The following is a 17,002-nucleotide window of genomic DNA, read 5'->3' as shown; positions in this document are numbered from 1 at the left end:
CCATGTGCCGGACCCGGCCGCCCCCCCAGGATGGGCGCGGGAGGACCACTGAGGCCTCCCGCGACCGGGGAGGTGAACGCGGTGGTGGAGAAGGAAGCGATCGGGAACACGGAACGGGCGCCCGCCCCGCACGTCCCTGACGGCGCACCGCACGCCCCCGCCGCCGCACCGCGCGGTCCGGCGGGCAGCACCCCGCACGTCACGGCGGACGCCGACGGCGCCGGACACGCCCCGGTGCCGGACACGGCTCCTCTCCTCAGCGCCCGGGACCACGGTGATCCGTGGTGGGTGCCCGGCACCGTCGGGCCCCGCGCGGACACGGAGCCCGGCTGGGCCGGATTCGTGCGGGAGGCCGTCGCCCGGGCGCCGCGGGAGGCACGGATCGCGGACCGGGCGTACCCGGATCTGACCGGCTTCCACCTGGTCGTCGCGCCGTTCGCGGCCCTGGCCGCGGACCGGCTGGCGGGCGCGGTGCCCGGGGACGCCGCACGGCCGGGGCGGGCCTCCTGCCCCGCCGGTGTGCTGGACGGTTTCCGGCACGACGTGGCCCGGCGCCTGGCCGTGCTGGCCGCCAGGACCCTCGTCTCGGAACTGCACGAGGCGCGGACCGGCGGCAGGCTGAACGGCGAGGGGCCCCGTGAGCGCTTCCGTGACTTCCTGCGGCTGACAGCGGGCCGTGCCGGTCTCGCCGCCCTCGTCACCCGCTACCCGGTCCTCGCCAGGGTCCTCGCACAGGCGGCCATGAACGCGGCCGACGCCTTCGCGGAGATGCTCGGCAGGCTCGCGGCGGACCGGGAGCTCCTGGGCTCCTCCCCGGTGCTCGGGGACCGGGGCGCGGGAGGGTCCGCCGACTACGGGCCGCACACCCTGACCGGGGTCGAGTCCGGCACGGGCGACAGCCATCGCGGGGGCAGGTCGGTGATGCTGCTGCGGTTCGCCGACGGCGCACGGCTGGTCTACAAGCCGCGCCCGCTCGCCGCCCACCGGCACTTCGAGGCCCTGGTGGAGTGGTTCAACTCCCCCACGGAGTCCCCCGGGGACGCGCACGCGGACTCCGCTGCCGGAACGCCCGCTCTGCGCACGCCGAAGGTCCTCGACCGGGGGGCGTACGGCTGGGCGGAGTTCGTCACGAGCGCCCCCTGTCGCTCGACGGCCGAGACCACGCTCTTCTACCGGCGGCTGGGCGCCCTGCTCGCGCTGCTGCACGTCCTGGACGGCACGGACCTGCACCACGAGAACCTCATCGCCTGCGGGCCGCACCCCGTCCTGGTCGACGTGGAGACGCTGTTCCACCCGCCGCTGACGCAGGCCCCGCCCGCCGATCCGGCCGCGCGGGCCCTGCACGCCTCGGTCCACCGCGTCGGGCTGCTCCCGCAGTTGCTCGTCGGGGACAGCTCCGCGCTCGACATGTCCGCCGTCGGCGGCGGCCGGGCGGCCTCCTCCCCGCTGGAGACGGCCTCCTGGGACGCGGCCGGCACCGACACCATGCGTCTGGTGCGCGCCTCGGGGCGGTTCACCGCGTCGGCCAACCGCCCCGAGCTCGACGGGGCTCCCGCCGATCCGTTCCGGTTCACCGACGCGCTCTGCGAAGGATTCCGCTCGGCGTACACGGCCGTCAGCGATGCGCGCGGTGAACTGCTGGGCCCGAACGGGCTGTTGAGCCGCTTCGCCGACGACGAGATCCGCTTCGTGCCCAGGCCGACCTGGACGTACGCCACGCTGCTGCACGAGTCGACCCACCCCGACCTGATGCGGGACGCCACCGAGCGCCAGCAGGTGTTCGCGCTGCTGCGCACCGGGGCCCTGGGCTCCCCCGCGCTGCCCGGCCTGGAGGACGAGGAGATCGCGGAGCTGTGGCAGGGCGACGTGCCGGTCTTCACCACGCGCCCGGACAGCACACGGGTGCACAGCGGCACCGGGCGTGAGGTGCGGGAGCTCCCCGGACCCACCGGGCTGGCCCGGGTGGAGGCCAAGATCCGTGCCCTGGACACGGTGGACCGCCAGGACCAGGAGCGGATCATCCGTACGGCCATGGTGAGCACCTCCACCGAGCCGCCGCACACGGCCGCCCCCGGCGGTGGCAGGCCGCGGACCGAGGCCACCGCACCGGAGCCGGAACGCCTGCTCTCCGCCGCCCGCTCGGTCGGCGACCAGCTCGTCTCGCTCGCGTACCACAGCGGCAGCCGGACCAACTGGATCGGCCTGGAGCTGCTCGGCGAACGCTACTGGCGTCTCACGCCGCTGGCCGCCGATCTCGCGGGCGGCTGGACCGGGCCCGCGCTGTTCCTCGCGCAGCTGGCGTCCCTGACCGGGGCAGCCCGTTACGCCGACGCGGCCCGGGCGGCGCTGGCGCCGGTACCGGGGCTCCTGGACACGCTGCACCAGCACGGCGAGGACCTCGGGCTGCTCGGGTCCGGTGCCTTCTCCGGCCTCGGGGGCATCGCGTACGCCCTGGCCGAGGTCGGAACCCTGCTGGACGACGACCGGGTACGGGACTGGGCGGGACCGGCCACACGGCTGGCCGCCGCCGCTGGTGCGGCCGAGGAGGGGCTCGGGGTGCGCGGCGGGGCGGCCGGCGGCCTGGTGTCGCTGCTCGCCGTGCACCGCGCCACCGGGCGGGCCGAGGCCTGGCGGGGCGCCGAACTCTGCGCCGAACGCCTCCTGGCTGCCGCGCCGCCCGCGTCCGGCGGTTTCGCGGAGGGGGCGGCGGGCACCGGCTGGGCGCTGCTGCGGTTCGCCGGCGCGGGCGGAGGGCCGCGCCACCGGAGCGCCGGGCTGGACGCCCTGCGGGGTGCGGCACGTGGCGCGGAACCCGGCGGGGCCTGGTGCGAGGGGGCGGCGGGGACCGCGCTCGCGGTGGCCGACAGCCCCGACGCCCTGGCCGACCCCGAACTGTGCGCCTGGCTGGAGGAGCGGGCCGGTGACGTGGCGCGGTCCGCGCCGCCCGGGAACGACAGCCTCTGCCACGGCGAGCTGGGCGTGCTGGAACTGCTCGGCCATGCCGCGCTGCCGGGTCTGCGCCCCCACTGGCTGCGCAGGACCGGCACTCTGCTGGCGGCGGCCGACCGGGCGCAGCCGCACTGCGGCACGCCCGGACACACACCTCACCCGGGACTGCTCACCGGTCTGTCGGGCATCGGACACGGGCTGCTGCGGGCGGGGTTCCCCGACCGGATCGGCCCCGCACTGCTCATGCGCCACTCCGCGGGGGCCGAACGGTCTCCCGCACCCATGACGTTGTCGACCAACGACCAGTAGATGAGGCAGAGATGACGCAGATCAGCGAATCGGCCGGATACGCGGACACCGCCACGGCGCGCGAGGGCGCGAGCGAGCACCCCGCGGGCCGGATATCGCTCGGGAACAGGGGCGGACTCGGTCTGCGCAGCAGGCTCCTCAGCGCGTCCGACGGGGACACGACCGGCCCCGACCTGCCGTGGACCACCTTCACGGTCCCGATGTGACCCTTTCCCGCCAGCTGGGCACGTCATGACGGGAATGTGCCTACTGCCGCACTCTGTACGGCTCCAGTAGCCTGCGGCCATGCGTGCGAATTCGCCGGTCGTCGTCGGACGTGACGAGGAGATCGGCCTGCTGAGCAGCGCCCTGGACGCCGCGCGACGGCGTTCGGGGCGCGCGCTGTTCCTCGTCGGTGAAGCGGGGATCGGCAAGTCCCGGCTGGTGGGTGAGTGCGCCTACCGGGCGTACGGACTGGGGATGCCGGTGCTGCGCGGCCGGGCGGGCTCCACCGGCCTGGTCGTCCCCTTCCGCCCCCTGATGGAGGCCCTCTCGTCCCACTTCCGGTCGGCGGGCACCCCGTCCGATCCGGAACTGGCCCCGTATCACCCGGCGTTGGCCCGGCTGGTGCCGGAGTGGCGGACCGGGGCGTCCGCCGGCTACACGGAGACCGTCGTCGAGCTGGCCGAGGCCCTGCTGCGGCTGCTGTCGGTCCTGGGCCGGGGCACCGGCTGCGTGGTGCTGCTGGAGGATCTGCACGACTGCGACACGGAGACCGTGGCGGTCGTCGAGTACGTCGTCGACAACCTGGCGGACCTCCCGGTCCTGCTGCTGGGCACCCTGCGCCCCGAGCCGGGGGCCGCTCAGGACCTCGTACGCTCCGCCGAACAGCGGCACACCGCGCAGGTGGTGGAGTTACGGGGGCTCGGCGACGCGGAGGTGCGGACGCTGACCGGGGCCTGTCTGGAGACACCGCCCGAGCGGATACCCGAGGCGGTCCACCAGCGGCTCGTCGAGCGCGCGACGGGCAACCCGTACCTCGTCGAGGTGCTGCTCGACGACCTGCTCGACACGGGCAGACTGCGGCGCGTGGGGGACGGCTGGGAAGCGGCGGACCAGCCGGACGGCATCCTTCCGTCGCGCATCCTGCGGAGCTGGGCCCAGCGGCTCGACCGGATGGACGAGCCGGTGCGGGACCTGCTGCTGACGGCGGCCACCCTGGGCAGCCAGTTCTCCGTGGCGGTGCTCCAGACCGTCACCGGGCTGGAGGACCGGGCCCTGTTCACCCACCTGAGATCCGCGGTCGAGACGGGTGCCATCGCCCCCGACGGGGCGGCCCCCGACCGCTACACCTTCCGTCACACCCTCACCGCCGAGGCCCTGGTCTCCTCCCTCGCACCGGCCGAGCGCGCCGCACTCGCCCGCCGTGCCGCCTCGGCCGTCGAGCACTCGGGGGAACCGCTCGACGAGGACCGGCGCCAGCTCCTGGCCTCGCTGGAGCTCGCGGCGGGCAACCGCGCCGGTGCGGCCCTCCAGCTCGCCGAGGCGGGGCGGCGGATGCTCGCGGCGGGTTCGCACGGCTCGGCCGTGGTCCTGCTGGAACGTTCCCTCTCCCTGGCGGCCGAGACCGACCTCGCCGGTGTCACCGAGTCCCTCGCGGTGGCGCGGGCCGAGGGCGGCGATCTGGACGGCGCCCTCGCGCTGGCCGACTCCCTGCCCCCGGTCCCCGCACACTCCGAGGCGGCCGCCCGGCGGGGGGACGTCCACATCAAGATCGCGTGGGTGGCCGTCATGGCGGAGCGGGCCGCCGACACGGCCCGTCAGATCAAGGCGGCCAACGACCTGTTCGGACCGTCCCCGTCCCCGGCGCGCGGGGCCTCGCTCGCGGTCGTCGGCGGTCATCTCTCGCTGCTCCCCGGTGAGGACCGGCGCGAGCCGGAGGCGGCCGAACGGGCCGCTCTCGCGGCGGCGGAGACCGCCGAGGCGGAAGGGCTTCCGGTAGTGGCCTGCCAGGCCTGGCAGCTGCTGGCGCTGCTGTCCAGGGAGCGGGGGTTCGACGCCGCCGACGCGTGCCTGGAGCGGATGCTCGCCCTGTCCACCGAGCACTCCCTGCCCCTGTGGCGGGTGGAGGCGCTCGTACGGCTGGGGGTGAACAGCTTCATGCGGACCGGCGACGCGGCGCGTCTGCACTCGGCGCGGACCGCGGCGGCGGAGCTGGGTTCGCTGCTGCTGGCGCAGACGGTCGACGGGCTGCTCGCGATGAACGCGGTGATGTCGGCCCGGTGGGACGAGGCGGAGGAGATCACCGGCCGCTCGGTGGAGGCGAGCGCCCGGATCGGCAACCACGGCGCCCACCGGTATCTGCTGCTGGCCGGGGCCGCGATGGCCGCCCACCGCGGCCGGAGACGGGAGGCCGACCGGGCCCTGGCCGCGTTCCGCCGGGCGGGGGGCGACCGGTCCGCCCTGGTGCCCCTGCGGCTGGGCTTCTGCGGGGCGATCGGGGCACTGCTCGACGAGGACCGCCCGCGCGCCCTGGCGGCGCTGGACGCCGTCCTCGCCTGGGAGCGCGACCACCCCAGCTACTACTACCTGAGCGGCCGTTACGGGCTCCGCCCCCTGTTGCGGGTGCTGGCGGGCGACGCGGAGCGCGGGGAGTACGAGGACGTGGCCGGCGCGCCCGGTGCCGCCCTGGCCTGGAACCGGCAGTTCCTCGAACTGGCGGACGCGGTCCTGCTCGGCCGGGAGGGCGACCACACGGGTGCCGCCCAGCGGACGGCCGCCTTCCACGCCCGGTCGGCGGCGTTCCCCGTCGCCCGCCACCTCGGACTGCGACTGGTCGCGGACGCGGCGCTGGCCGACGGGTGGGGCGAGCCGGTCGTATGGCTGCGTACGGCGGAGGAGTACTTCCACGGCGCCGGGGTGCAGCCCCCGGCGGCGGCGTGCCGGGCGGCTCTGCGGCAGGCCGGGGTGAGCGTGACCCAGCACCGGGGCGGCCGGGACCGTATCCCGCCGCCGCTGCGGACCAACGGGGTGACGCCGCGCGAGTACGAGGTGTTCGTGCTGCTGGCGGAGCGGCCGGGCAACCAGCAGATAGCCCAGCGGCTCTCCATATCGCCCCGCACGGTGGAGAAGCACCTGGCCAGCCTGCTCAGCAAGACGGGCCGGGCCAACCGTACGGCGCTGTGCGAGTTCGCCGCGGAGTGCGCGGTCGACCATCCCTGAGGGTGCGTCGGCCGGGGGCCGGGGCCGCGTCGGGGGCGCGGGAGGCTGTGGGTAGCGGGCCGGGGGCCGGGAGGGTGGGGGAACGCCCCGGGACCACCCCCGCAACATGGGGGCCCCGGGCGGCAGGGGTCGGGGGTGCGCCCCGGAAGATGCGGGCCGCGTACCGATGTGCGCCGTTCCGCGTCGCGGAAGGATCGGCGGGTGTACGGCAGCTCGTCGCCCCTCCCCCGGCCAGGAGGCCCGCTGATGCCCCCATTCTCCGCCCGCCCCGGCTCCGCCGGCACGGTGTACTTCTCGCTGCTCGGGCCGCTCACGGCGGTGGTCGACGGCAGGCCGCTGCCGCTGGGACCACGGAAGCAGCGGCTGGTCCTGGCCACCCTGCTGTCCCGCCCCAACACCCCCGTACCGGTCGATGTGCTGACCGACGTGGTGTGGCCCGAGGGTCCGCCGCGGACCGCGCGCAAGAACCTCCAGGTCTATGTCAGTGCCGCCCGCGCGCTGTTCGGGGGCGCCGGCGGCGACGACCGGGACCGGGTGGTGCACGACTGCGGCGGCTACCGGCTGCGGGTGGAGGAGGGCGAGCTCGACACCCTGCGCTTCCGGACGCTGGCCCGTGCGGGCCGGGCGGCCGGCGAGCGGGGGGATCTGCGCACCGCCGCCCGGCTGCTCCGGGAGGCGCTGGACCTCTGGGGGGAGCGCCTCCCGCTGCACGACCTCCGCGACAGTGCCGGTGTGGCGGAGGAGGCCGAGCGGCTGGAGGCTCGCTGCCTCACGGTCTACGAGGACTGGGCCGAGGCCGAGATCGAGACCGGCCGGGCGGGCTCGGCCCTGGACGGCCTGCGGGACCTGGTGGAGCGTCACCCGTTCCGGGAGCGGCTCCGGGCGGCCTGGATGAACTCCCTGCACCAGACCGGGCGGCAGGCGGAGGCGCTGGCGGTGTACGACGACTACCGCCAGCTGCTCGCGAGGGAGCTGGGTCTGGAGCCCAGCCCGGCGATGGCGGCCCTCTACCGGACGATGCTCGGCGGTGGCCGGGCGGCCCGGCCCGCCGCCTCCCGCAGCGCCGCCCTCGGTGCGTCACTGCCCGCGGACAGCAGGCACTTCACCGGCCGGGACGACGAACTGACGCGGCTGCTCCGGGTGTCGGGCGGTACGGACGGTTCCGTGCTGGTCGTCTCCGGCCCGGCCGGGGTGGGCAAGTCGGCGCTGGCCGTCCGGGCGGCCCATCTGCTGGCGGACGGGTTCCCCGACGGGCGCGTCCATGTCCGGGCCCGGCAGGAGGACGGCTCGCCCCGCGACCGGAACGACATGCTGGACGAGCTGGGGCGGCTGTGCGACGTGGGCGGACCGGGCCGGCCTGATCCGGTGCGGGCGGAGAACGCCTGGCAGGACTGGCTGTCGCGGCACCGGGCGCTGATCGTGCTGGACGACGTCGCCGACGAGGCCTCCGTGCGCGGGCTGCTGCCCCGGTCCGGGCGCTGCTCGGCCGTGCTCACCGCCCGCGGTCAGCTGGCCGGACTGGAGTCCGCGCACCGCACGGCCCTGGCCGCCCCGGACGACGACGAGGCCCTGGAGCTGCTCGGCACCCTGATCGGCGAAGACCGGCTGAGGACGGACCGGCCGGCGGCGCTGCGCATCGTACGGGCCTGTGGAGCCCTGCCGTTGGCGGTGGCGGTGAGCGGGATGCGGCTGGCGGTGCTGCGTCACCTCCCGCTGGCGGAGTACGCGGACCGGCTCGACGACCCGACGTCGGCCCTGGACGAGCTGGTGGCCGGAGACGTCTCCGTCCGCTCCCGCCTCGCCGCGGGCTGGCGGGACCTGAGCGCGGACAACCGAGGGGCGCTGGTCCGGCTCGCGGGGGACGCGGGGGACGGTGCCTTCACCTTGGAACGGGCGATGGCGGCGCTGGACCGCGACGAGCGGGGCACCATACGCGCGGTCGAGGCGCTCATCGACACGGGCGCGGTGACCTCCCCCGCAGGCGAGGTCACCGCACACGCCGCGCTGTACGAGGTGCCGCGCCTGCTGTGCCTGTACGCCCGCGAGGAGGGGGCGGGCGCCGGTGCGGCCGGGGTGCGGACAGCACCGCCGCTCTCCTGAAGCGGGTGTCGCAGGTTCGAATCCTGCCGGAGCACAGCGCAATGGGCCGTTCCATCTCTCAGGCCGTAGCAACACCTGAGATGGTTCCGTCACCGAAGGCACCTCGCAGAACGTGGGCGATCTCCTCGGGCTTGAGTTCGATGCCGTCGATCCCCTCCACGGTCAGCGGGACCTCCTCCAGTGCGTATTCGCCCCGGCCCTGGGCACTGAACTCGGGCCCGGTGCGGTCGTCGAAGGACCAGGTCGCGATGCGGGCGAGGTAGAACAGCTGGCGCTCGTCATCGGACTCCGTCGTGTGCAGGAGGCGGACGATGTCGGCCTCCCCCGCGATCTCCTCGTGGATCTCCCGGTGAAGGGCGGCCTCCCGGGATTCGTCCTCGGCTTCGACACCTCCACCGGGAAGCACCCAGTACACGGGAACTCCGGGCTTGGTACGGCGGATGACCAGCATCGTGTCGTGCTCGGTGACGAGGACGGCTCGGACTCGTTCGATCATTCGGCTCTGTCTCCTTGCTTGTTGACGGTCCCAGTGCATCAGCCAGCCGCCATCGACGTGGACAGTTCGCCCAGTGATGAACGATGCGGAGGGCCCGCCGAAGAACACCTCCACCTCGCCCTCGACATCCACGGCCTCGACCGCCGCCGCACCCGCGTCGTCGTCAACGAGCGGGTCACATCACTGACTGACCGGCGAGGGCCGGCAGGCGGCTCAGAACACGTCGCCTCGCCTCCCCTTCGAAGGCGGGGCGACAGGGGGGCCTCGGTCTCGCAGACGTCCCGCGGTCCGGGATCAGGCGACCGCGACAGGGATTGCGGATCGACGTCGGTGATGTCGTCGTCGATCATCTCGGCGCCGAACTTCACGCGGTGCAGCCGGCGGGCCGGAGCCGATGATGACGACGTCACGTGTCCCGCTCATGCCGTGGCCTCCGGGGCGATCTCTGCGATCAGGCCCTCCACGAGGGTCTTGATCTCGTCGCGGATGGGGCGGACGGCTTCGACGCCCTGGCCTGCGGGGTCCTCGAGCTTCCAGTCGAGGTAGCGCTTGCCGGGGAAGACAGGGCAGGTGTCACCGCAGCCCATCGTGATGCAGACGTCGGACTCGCGGACCGCGTCGATGGTGAGGACCTTGGGGGCCTCGGCGGAGATGTCGATGCCGGCCTCGGCCATCGCCTCGACGGCAGCAGGGTTGACGGAGGCGCCCGGGTTCGAACCGGCGGAGCGGACCTCGACGCGGTCCCCGGCAAGGTGAGTCAGCCAGGCGGCGGCCATCTGGGAGCGGCCGGCGTTGTGGACACAGACGAACAGGACGGACGGCTTGCCGGAAGAGTCGGCCATAGTGATCGTTCTCTCTCGTCGCACGGCGGGACCAACCGCCATGACTTCAGCTCCCGCTGGTATCAGCGAGTGATGATGTGAGAGTATCAGCGCATGCTGACTTCAGTCGATCCTGATCTGATCCGGGTGCTGGGCGATCCGCTCCGCCTCCGGATCGTGACCCTGCTGGCGCACGAGACGCTCTGTACGACGCACCTGGTCGAGGAGACCGGCGCGAAGCAGACCAACCTGTCCAACCACATGAAGGTGTTGCGCGAAGCCGGTGTGGTGGAGACCGAGCCGTGCGGCCGCTTCACCTACTACAAGCTGCGCCCCGAGGTCCTGGCCCGGCTCTCCGAGCAATTCGCGGTGCTCGCCGAGTCCGCCCGCACCGCCGCCGAGAACAAGAGGGCCTGCCCGTGACCTCCACCCAGCCCACGACCGCCTCCGCCCAGGGTGCCGGCCCGGCCGGGGACGACTCGATCGTCAAGAAGCTGTCCACTCTCGACCGCTACCTGGCGGTGTGGATCCTGCTGGCCATGGCCGTCGGTCTGGGGCTGGGACGGCTCATCCCGGGGATGGACGACGCGCTCGCGAAGATCGAGGTCGGCGGGATCTCCCTGCCGATCGCACTCGGCCTGCTGGTGATGATGTACCCGGTGCTGGCCAAGGTCCGCTACGACCGGCTGGACACGGTCACCGGCGACCGCACGCTGATGGTGTCCTCGCTGGTGATCAACTGGGTCGTCGGCCCCGCGGTCATGTTCGCCCTGGCGTGGATCTTCCTGCCCGACCTGCCCGAGTACCGCACCGGTCTGATCATCGTCGGTCTCGCCCGCTGCATCGCCATGGTCATCATCTGGAACGACCTGGCCTGCGGCGACCGCGAAGCCGCAGCCGTCCTCGTCGCTTTGAACTCCGTGTTCCAGGTCATCATGTTCGGTGTGCTGGGCTGGTTCTACCTCGACCTGCTGCCGCAGTGGCTGGGCCTGGGCGACGGACAGGGTCTCGACGTCCCCGTGTGGCACATCGCTCTGAACGTCATCGTCTTCCTCGGCATCCCGCTCCTGGCCGGCTTCCTCACACGCCGCATCGGCGAGAAGAAGATGGGCCGGCAGTCCTACGAGACGAAGTTCCTGCCGAAGATCGGCCCTTGGGCGCTGTACGGGCTGCTGTTCACGATCATCATCCTGTTCGCACTTCAGGGGAAGACGATCACCTCGCAGCCCCTGGACGTCGTACGCATCGCCATCCCCCTGCTGGTGTACTTCGCGATCATGTTCTTCGGCTCCTTCCTCCTCGGCAAGGCACTTGGCCTCGCCTACGACCGTACGAGCACCCTCGCGTTCACCGCGGCAGGCAACAACTTCGAGCTGGCCATCGCCGTCGCCATCGCGACCTTCGGCGTCACCTCCGGCCAGGCGCTGTCCGGTGTGGTCGGTCCGCTGATCGAGGTGCCCGTCCTGATCGGGCTCGTGTACGTGGCACTGGCCTGGCGCAAGAAATTCGCCTCTGCAGCCCTCACCACATCAGGAGGAGAATCCTGATGCACCGCCTCGGCTGCCGCACCGCAGGGACGAACACCCCCGCCATCGGCATCTTCCAGGCATGCGCCTCCGTGGTCTGCGCGGTACACGCCCGCGCCGCATCCCGGACCGTGCGGCTCGGCAGACCGCTGGGAGTTCCAGGCGAAACCGGAGCTCGCCGGGTGCTGTGCCCTGTGCGTGCCGCAGCGAGGAGCCAAGCGCGGCGGTCCTGACGCCGTGACCAGGCAGACAGGCGTAGCAGTGATCGGCGGCGGGCAAGCCGGGCTCATCGCCGGGTACCACCTGCGCCGCAAGCAGCTGGACTTCGCTCGAGCCTGCTGCGCCGCTTGGCCCGCAGGGGCGGGCGGGGGAGTCAGCTGCGCAGGTCAAGCGTGGCGGCCATGGCCGCCACGACGGACGGGGCGACCTGGTAGTAGACCCATGTTCCGCGTCGCTCCGAGGTAAGCAGGCCGGCCTCGCGCAGCTTCTTCAGGTGATGGGAGACCGTCGGCTGGGAGACGCCGACGTCCTGGATGTCGCACACGCACGCCTCGCCGCCGGGATGTGAGGCGACCCTGGAGAACAGCCGAAGCCGGACCGGGTCGGACAGCGCCTTGAACATCAGGGCCATCCGCTCCGCGTCGTCCTGCGACAGCTCTCCCGCAGTGATCGGCGGGCAGCACGGCACCGCCGTTCCGGGGTCCAGAACCGGCAGCTCCACCACCTGCGACTTCGACATACGTCTATATTGACACTCATCGATGCGAGTGGCAAGCTTCGAATATAGACAGCAATCGAAACAGCGGCCGGGTTCGGTCGCCCGTCCCGGAGGGCATCACCCGCCATGACCACCACTGCACACCTTCCGGTAGTCGTCATCGGCGCCGGCCCTGCCGGGCTCGCAGCCGCCGCCCACCTCGTCGAGCGAGGCATCGAACCACTGGTCCTGGAAGCCGGGCCCTCCGCGGCCACCGCGGTGCGCGACTGGTCGCACGTACGGCTCTTCTCCACCTGGAGTGAACTGACCGACCCCGCTGCCGAGAAGCTCCTGGCGCCGACCGGCTGGACCAAGCCCGCCGCGGACATCTACCCCACGGGCGGAGACTGGGCCGAGCAGTACCTCCAGCCGCTCGCCGATGCCCTCGGGGACAAGGTCCGCTACGGCGCCACCGTCACCGGCGTCTCCCGCCTCGGCCGCGACCGGATCGTCGACGCCGACCGGGACCAGCAGCCCTTCACCCTCCGCATCGAGCTCGCGGACGGCGCCGAGGAGCGCATCACGGGCCGTGCCGTGATCGACGCGTCCGGCACCTGGTCCACCCCCGGCCCGATCGGCGCCGATGGCCTCCCCGCTCTGGGCGAACACTCCGCCTCCGCCCGCATCTCCTACCGCATCCCTGACCTCAAGGACCCCGCAGTACGGGCCCGGTACACGGGAAAGCGCACCGCCGTCATCGGCTCCGGGGCCTCCGCGTTCACCGCACTGGCCACCCTCGCCGACCTCGCCACGAGCGAACCGGGTACGCACTCCGTGTGGATCCTGCGGCGCGGCATCAGCGGCTCCACCTTCGGCGGGGGCAGCGCCGACCAGCTTCCCGCCCGAGGCGCCCTGGGCCTGGCCGCCAAAGCCGCCGTCGACGACGGGTACGCCGACGCCGTCACCGGCTTCCGTACCGAAGTCATCGAGCGCACCGACAACGACCGCCTGGTCCTCGTCGGTGAGGACGGCCGACGCCTTGATCCGGTGGATGAAGTCATCGTCCTGACGGGCCTGCGCCCCGACCTGTCCTTCCTGTCCGAGCTCCGCCTCTGCCTGGACGAGCGCCTGCAGGCGCCGGTCGAGCTCGCACCGCTCATCGACCCGAACCAGCACTCCTGCGGCACCGTCTACCCGCACGGCCACCGCGAACTGTCCCACCCCGAAAAGGGCGTCTACCTCGTCGGCATCAAGTCCTACGGCCGCGCCCCCACCTTCCTCGCCATGACCGGCTACGAACAGGTCCGCTCCGTCACCGCCGCCATCGCCGGCGACACCGAGTCCGCCGACCGCGTCGAACTCACCCTCCCCGAAACCGGAGTCTGCGGCGGCGCCGGACTGTTCGACGACCCCGCGGACGGCCAGGCCGACGAAGGCGGCTGCTGCGCTCCGGCACCCACCCTCGTACAGATCGGCACCGGCACCTCCATGCCGGTCGCAGCCGCCGAGGACACGGCGTCCGGTGGGTGCTGCGGGTCCTGAAACACCGCACCCCCGCCGCTCCCGCCGCTCCCGCCGCTCCCGCCGCTCCCGGCCCGGACGCTACCGCTCCGAGTCCGGAGGAACGTCATGTCACGCATACAACTCGCCTTGCGCGTCCCCGACCTCCAAGCATCGATCGCCTTCTACAGCAAGCTCTTCGGCACCGAGCCGGCCAAACTGCGCAACGGGTACGCCAACTTCGCCATCGCTGATCCACCGCTCAAGCTGGTCCTCGTCCAGGGCACACCAGGCGCGGACACCCGCATGGACCACCTCGGCGTCGAAGTCGCCACCACCGAAGACGTCCACTCCGCCACGACCCGCCTCCAGGACCAAGGGCTGGCGACCGACGTCGAGAACGACACCACCTGTTGCTACGCCCTCCAGGACAAGGTCTGGATCCACGGCCCCGGCAAGGAACCGTGGGAGGTCTACGTCGTCAAGGCAGACGCCGGCTCCATGGCCAAGCAGAAGAACAGCACCTGCTGCGCGAGCCCCGTCACCGAAGCAGGCCCGCCGACGCCCGTCGAGGCCGGTGGCTGCTGCCCGTGACCAAGCCCGACGCCCACGGGGCCGCGACCGGAACAGGGCGGCTTGCAGGCCAGGGCGGACGCGGCGGGCTGATCACCTGGGAGGTCAGCGTCGATCCCACGATCTGCCGGGCTCGTCGGCACGCGGCCGGTGCCCGGCGCGACGGCCAAGCCCACAACTCAGCCGAGGGTCAGCAGCTCCAGCAGACCCGGGGGGCGTTCCGCACCCGCCGTGTCCCGGGGCCCGGACAGGCAGTCGGCCGTGTCCCGGGCCCCCGACAGGAAGTGCAGGGCGAGCAGCAGCCCCGCCGCCCCCGTGCCGAGGTCTGCGGAGAAGCGCCGCAGCGTCGCGCCGGGGACGAGCAGTCTGTCCTCGTCGGCGACGAGGTGCCAGGCGAGGTTGCGTACGGAGGCCATGACGCGGGGCCCGGTCCGGGTCACGGGGTCGAGCTGGCCCGCCGCCGCGGCGAGGCCCGCACGGCCGGTGAACAGCCCTGGTTCACGGACGAATTCCATGGCGCAGCCCTGGGCCACGGCCGGGATCAGGGCGCTCAGCTCTTCGTCCTCGTACCGGGCCGTGTACGCCTGCGCGACCAGCGCGACCCCTGAGCTGCCCTGGTCGAGATAGAGCAGATGGCGCCGGCCGTCCTTCACCTGGAGCGAGCCGTCGTCCATGGTGACCAGGTGTCCGGCCTCCCGTACCAGGGCGGTGCGGGCGGCCCGGCGCAGCCATTCCTCGCCGGTCAGCGCGTGCAGTTCCAGGAGGAGGAACGCGGCTCCGCTCAGTCCGCGCAGCAGCCCGGCCGACTCCGGCGGCTTGAGGCTGTCCACGTGTTCGCCGCGCACCAGCCGGTCCAGGTCCCGGGCGGTGCGCAGGGCGCTCTCGACGAGCCGGGGGTCGGGGGCGGCGCCGTCCGCGCGGGCCACGCGTAGGGCGGCGAGCGCCGTGCCCGCGCGGCCGGTGAGCAGATCCGCCGAGGGAGTCGCCGGCGCGACGGCAGTCGCGCGCTCCCACACCTCCCGTCCCTGCTCTTTCCGGCCCAGGAGCGAGAGCACCAGCGCGGCGCCGGGCAGCCCGTCGTAGAGTCCGCCGGCCTCCGCGGGGTCCCTGCGCAGCGCCGCCGCCGCGAGCCAGTCGGTCCACTCCCCCGGGACGGGGGCGCCCGTCCGGTGCAGGGCGTACAGGACACCGGCCGCGCCGTTCACGAGATCGGTCCCGCCGGTCCTGAAGAGACCCGGGCCGCCCGGGAAGAGGCGGTCCCTCCGTCCGGGGGTGGCTCCGGCACGGATGCCGGCGAGGAGCCCTGTGCGTATCCCCGCCCAGTCGACCTCCGGCCCCTCGAACAGGGCCGCCACCCCGGCCTCCCGGCGCCGTGAGGCGTCGAGGCCGCCGAGCAGTCCGGGCCGGCGTGGTCCCGCCCCGGCCGGAAGGGAGTACCGCTCGCGGGCCCAGCGCTCCAGGGTGAGGGCCTTCGCCGTTTCGAGTCCCGCCATCTCCATGACCGGCATCAGCATGGAGAGCCAGGTCGCCCAGAGTGCGTAGGCGTCGGCCTCCGCCCCGGGGGTGCCCTGGGGGGCCTGGAGGCCCTGGCCGCCGGCCAGCGGGGTCTCCTGGTCGTCCAGGGCGGTGGCGTACTCGAAGTCGACTAGGGCGACCCGTCCGTCGGGCCGGACGATGATGTTGGAGGGGTGCAGATCGCCGAAGCGCAGACCGCGCGCGTGGATCGCCTCCAGGGCGCGGGTGAGTTCACCGGTCACCGACTCGGTCCACGCGACGTAGGGGGCGAGTTCGTCCGCGGAGTCCGCCCCGCGCACGAGGGCGAAGCGGGCGACGATCTCCTCCAGCAGGGTGTTCCCCTCGATGTGCTCCTCGATGAGGAAGTGGTGCTCCCACACGGTCCGCACCCCGTACACCTCGGGTACGCAGTCCAGTCCGGCCAGCGCGGTCAGCGCCCGGTGCTCGCGGTGCAGGCGGGTGACGGCGTCGTCGCCGACGGCGTCGAGACCGCAGTGCGGGCGCGCCTCGCGCAGGACCACGCGCCGCCCCGTCCCCCGGTCCTCGGCAAGGTAGATCCCTCCGGCGTTGGAGAACTGGAGGGCCGAGGTGACCGTGTACGGGAAGGAGTCGTCGCGGGCGGCGGCGCGTGCGGCGAGGTGCGGTCGCAGGGCCTCGGGGACCTGGACCCACGGGGGCATCTTGAACACCACGCCGCGCTCGTCGGGGACGAGCTTCCCTGACGGGTCCCGCAGGGCGAGGACCCGGCGGCCCTCCGCGTCGTCGCACCAGCGGGGGACGTAGGCGCCGTAGCGCGTGTAGACCGGTGCGTCGCCGATCCGCAGGTCGCTGAGGATGTAGGGGCCGCTGCGTCCCTCCAGGGTCCGGGACAGTTCGTCGGCCAGGGCGAGGAACACGGTCTCGTCGGGCGGGTAGACCGCGATGAACTTTCCCGCGCCGCTGCGGTTGACGTGCTTGCCCGCCATCAGCAGCAACGCCCGCTCGCTGCGCAGGAATTTGAAGGGCACACCGTGGCGGACGCAGATCCGGGCGGTGTCCCGCAGGGTGTCCTCGGCCTCGCCGGGGACGGTGGACACATGGATCTTCCAGCCCTGTTCGGCGAGTTCGGCGTGCTCGGGCACCAGCGAGGTCCACAGGCCCACGGACTCACGGCGCCAGCCCGCCGGGGGCGGATCGGTGTCGAGCCGGTACCGCGACTCCTCGTCGGGCAGCCGGGCCGGGGTGTCGAAGTACGTACGGTCGGCGAGGCAGTACAGCTGGGTTTCCTGGATGCCTGGCACGCTCGGCTCTCTCTTCTCGAAGCCCGCGGGGGCGG

At 73.3% G+C, this 17,002-nt stretch carries 12 protein-coding genes and 1 tRNA gene; 9 read left to right on the top strand and 4 right to left on the bottom strand.

What is annotated here, in order from left to right; translation table 11 throughout:
• Positions 1–30 precede the first annotated feature (30 nt).
• From lanM to ACWCQM_RS04775, 5 genes are all read left to right on the top strand, one after another.
• On the top strand, positions 31–3,258 hold the full coding sequence (gene lanM, locus ACWCQM_RS04795; RefSeq protein ID WP_450913911.1) for a type 2 lanthipeptide synthetase LanM: 3,228 nt from the start codon (positions 31–33) through the stop codon (positions 3,256–3,258).
• 11 nt (positions 3,259–3,269) lie between these two features.
• On the top strand, positions 3,270–3,464 hold the full coding sequence (locus ACWCQM_RS04790; RefSeq protein WP_450913910.1) for a hypothetical protein: 195 nt from the start codon (positions 3,270–3,272) through the stop codon (positions 3,462–3,464).
• A gap of 79 nt (positions 3,465–3,543) precedes the next feature.
• Entirely contained in the window at positions 3,544–6,459 is a 2,916-nt protein-coding gene (locus ACWCQM_RS04785; protein WP_450913909.1) for an AAA family ATPase, read from the top strand.
• A 246-nt stretch (positions 6,460–6,705) separates the two neighbouring features.
• Positions 6,706–8,559 carry a BTAD domain-containing putative transcriptional regulator gene (locus tag ACWCQM_RS04780; RefSeq protein WP_450914089.1) on the top strand — a complete coding sequence of 618 codons (1,854 nt, stop codon included), beginning with the start codon at positions 6,706–6,708 and terminating at the stop codon, positions 8,557–8,559.
• Positions 8,522–8,595, top strand: a tRNA-Arg gene (locus ACWCQM_RS04775). Before ACWCQM_RS04780 ends, ACWCQM_RS04775 begins: the two co-directional genes overlap by 38 nt.
• 22 nt (positions 8,596–8,617) lie before the next feature.
• On the opposite strand, the gene ACWCQM_RS04770 is transcribed toward ACWCQM_RS04775, so the two are convergent.
• Positions 8,618–9,055, bottom strand: coding sequence for an NUDIX hydrolase (locus tag ACWCQM_RS04770; protein ID WP_450913908.1), 438 nt, complete (start codon positions 9,053–9,055; stop codon positions 8,618–8,620).
• A gap of 419 nt (positions 9,056–9,474) precedes the next feature.
• The gene (locus ACWCQM_RS04765) at positions 9,475–9,897 is read right to left on the bottom strand and encodes an arsenate reductase ArsC (protein ID WP_450913907.1); all 423 of its coding nucleotides are present in this window, start codon (positions 9,895–9,897) and stop codon (positions 9,475–9,477) included.
• Between the two features lie 93 nt (positions 9,898–9,990).
• Here ACWCQM_RS04765 and ACWCQM_RS04760 point away from each other — a divergent pair, with 93 nt between their 5' ends.
• Positions 9,991–10,299 carry an ArsR/SmtB family transcription factor gene (locus tag ACWCQM_RS04760; protein ID WP_450913906.1) on the top strand — a complete coding sequence of 103 codons (309 nt, stop codon included), beginning with the start codon at positions 9,991–9,993 and terminating at the stop codon, positions 10,297–10,299.
• Positions 10,296–11,423, top strand: a complete 1,128-nt coding sequence (gene arsB / locus ACWCQM_RS04755; RefSeq protein WP_450913905.1) for an ACR3 family arsenite efflux transporter — start codon at positions 10,296–10,298, stop codon at positions 11,421–11,423. The genes ACWCQM_RS04760 and arsB overlap by 4 nt, the downstream gene beginning before the upstream one ends.
• A gap of 352 nt (positions 11,424–11,775) precedes the next feature.
• Here the strand turns inward: arsB and ACWCQM_RS04750 are convergent, their stop codons facing one another.
• The gene (locus ACWCQM_RS04750; protein ID WP_450913904.1) at positions 11,776–12,141 is read right to left on the bottom strand and encodes an ArsR/SmtB family transcription factor; all 366 of its coding nucleotides are present in this window, start codon (positions 12,139–12,141) and stop codon (positions 11,776–11,778) included.
• A 105-nt stretch (positions 12,142–12,246) separates the two neighbouring features.
• Here ACWCQM_RS04750 and ACWCQM_RS04745 point away from each other — a divergent pair, with 105 nt between their 5' ends.
• Positions 12,247–13,641, top strand: a complete 1,395-nt coding sequence (locus ACWCQM_RS04745) for an NAD(P)-binding domain-containing protein (protein ID WP_450913903.1) — start codon at positions 12,247–12,249, stop codon at positions 13,639–13,641.
• A gap of 87 nt (positions 13,642–13,728) precedes the next feature.
• A complete protein-coding gene (locus ACWCQM_RS04740) occupies positions 13,729–14,193 on the top strand; it encodes an ArsI/CadI family heavy metal resistance metalloenzyme (protein WP_450913902.1) in 465 nt (154 codons plus the stop codon).
• Positions 14,194–14,351: 158 nt separating this feature from the next.
• On the opposite strand, the gene lanKC is transcribed toward ACWCQM_RS04740, so the two are convergent.
• A complete protein-coding gene (gene lanKC / locus ACWCQM_RS04735) occupies positions 14,352–16,967 on the bottom strand; it encodes a class III lanthionine synthetase LanKC (protein WP_450913901.1) in 2,616 nt (871 codons plus the stop codon).
• Between the last annotated feature and the right edge of the window lie 35 nt (positions 16,968–17,002).

This window comes from Streptomyces sp. NPDC002125, assembly GCF_053593715.1.
The sequence above is the reverse complement of the archived record's forward strand: the minus strand, read 5'-3'. Positions and strand labels throughout refer to the sequence as shown.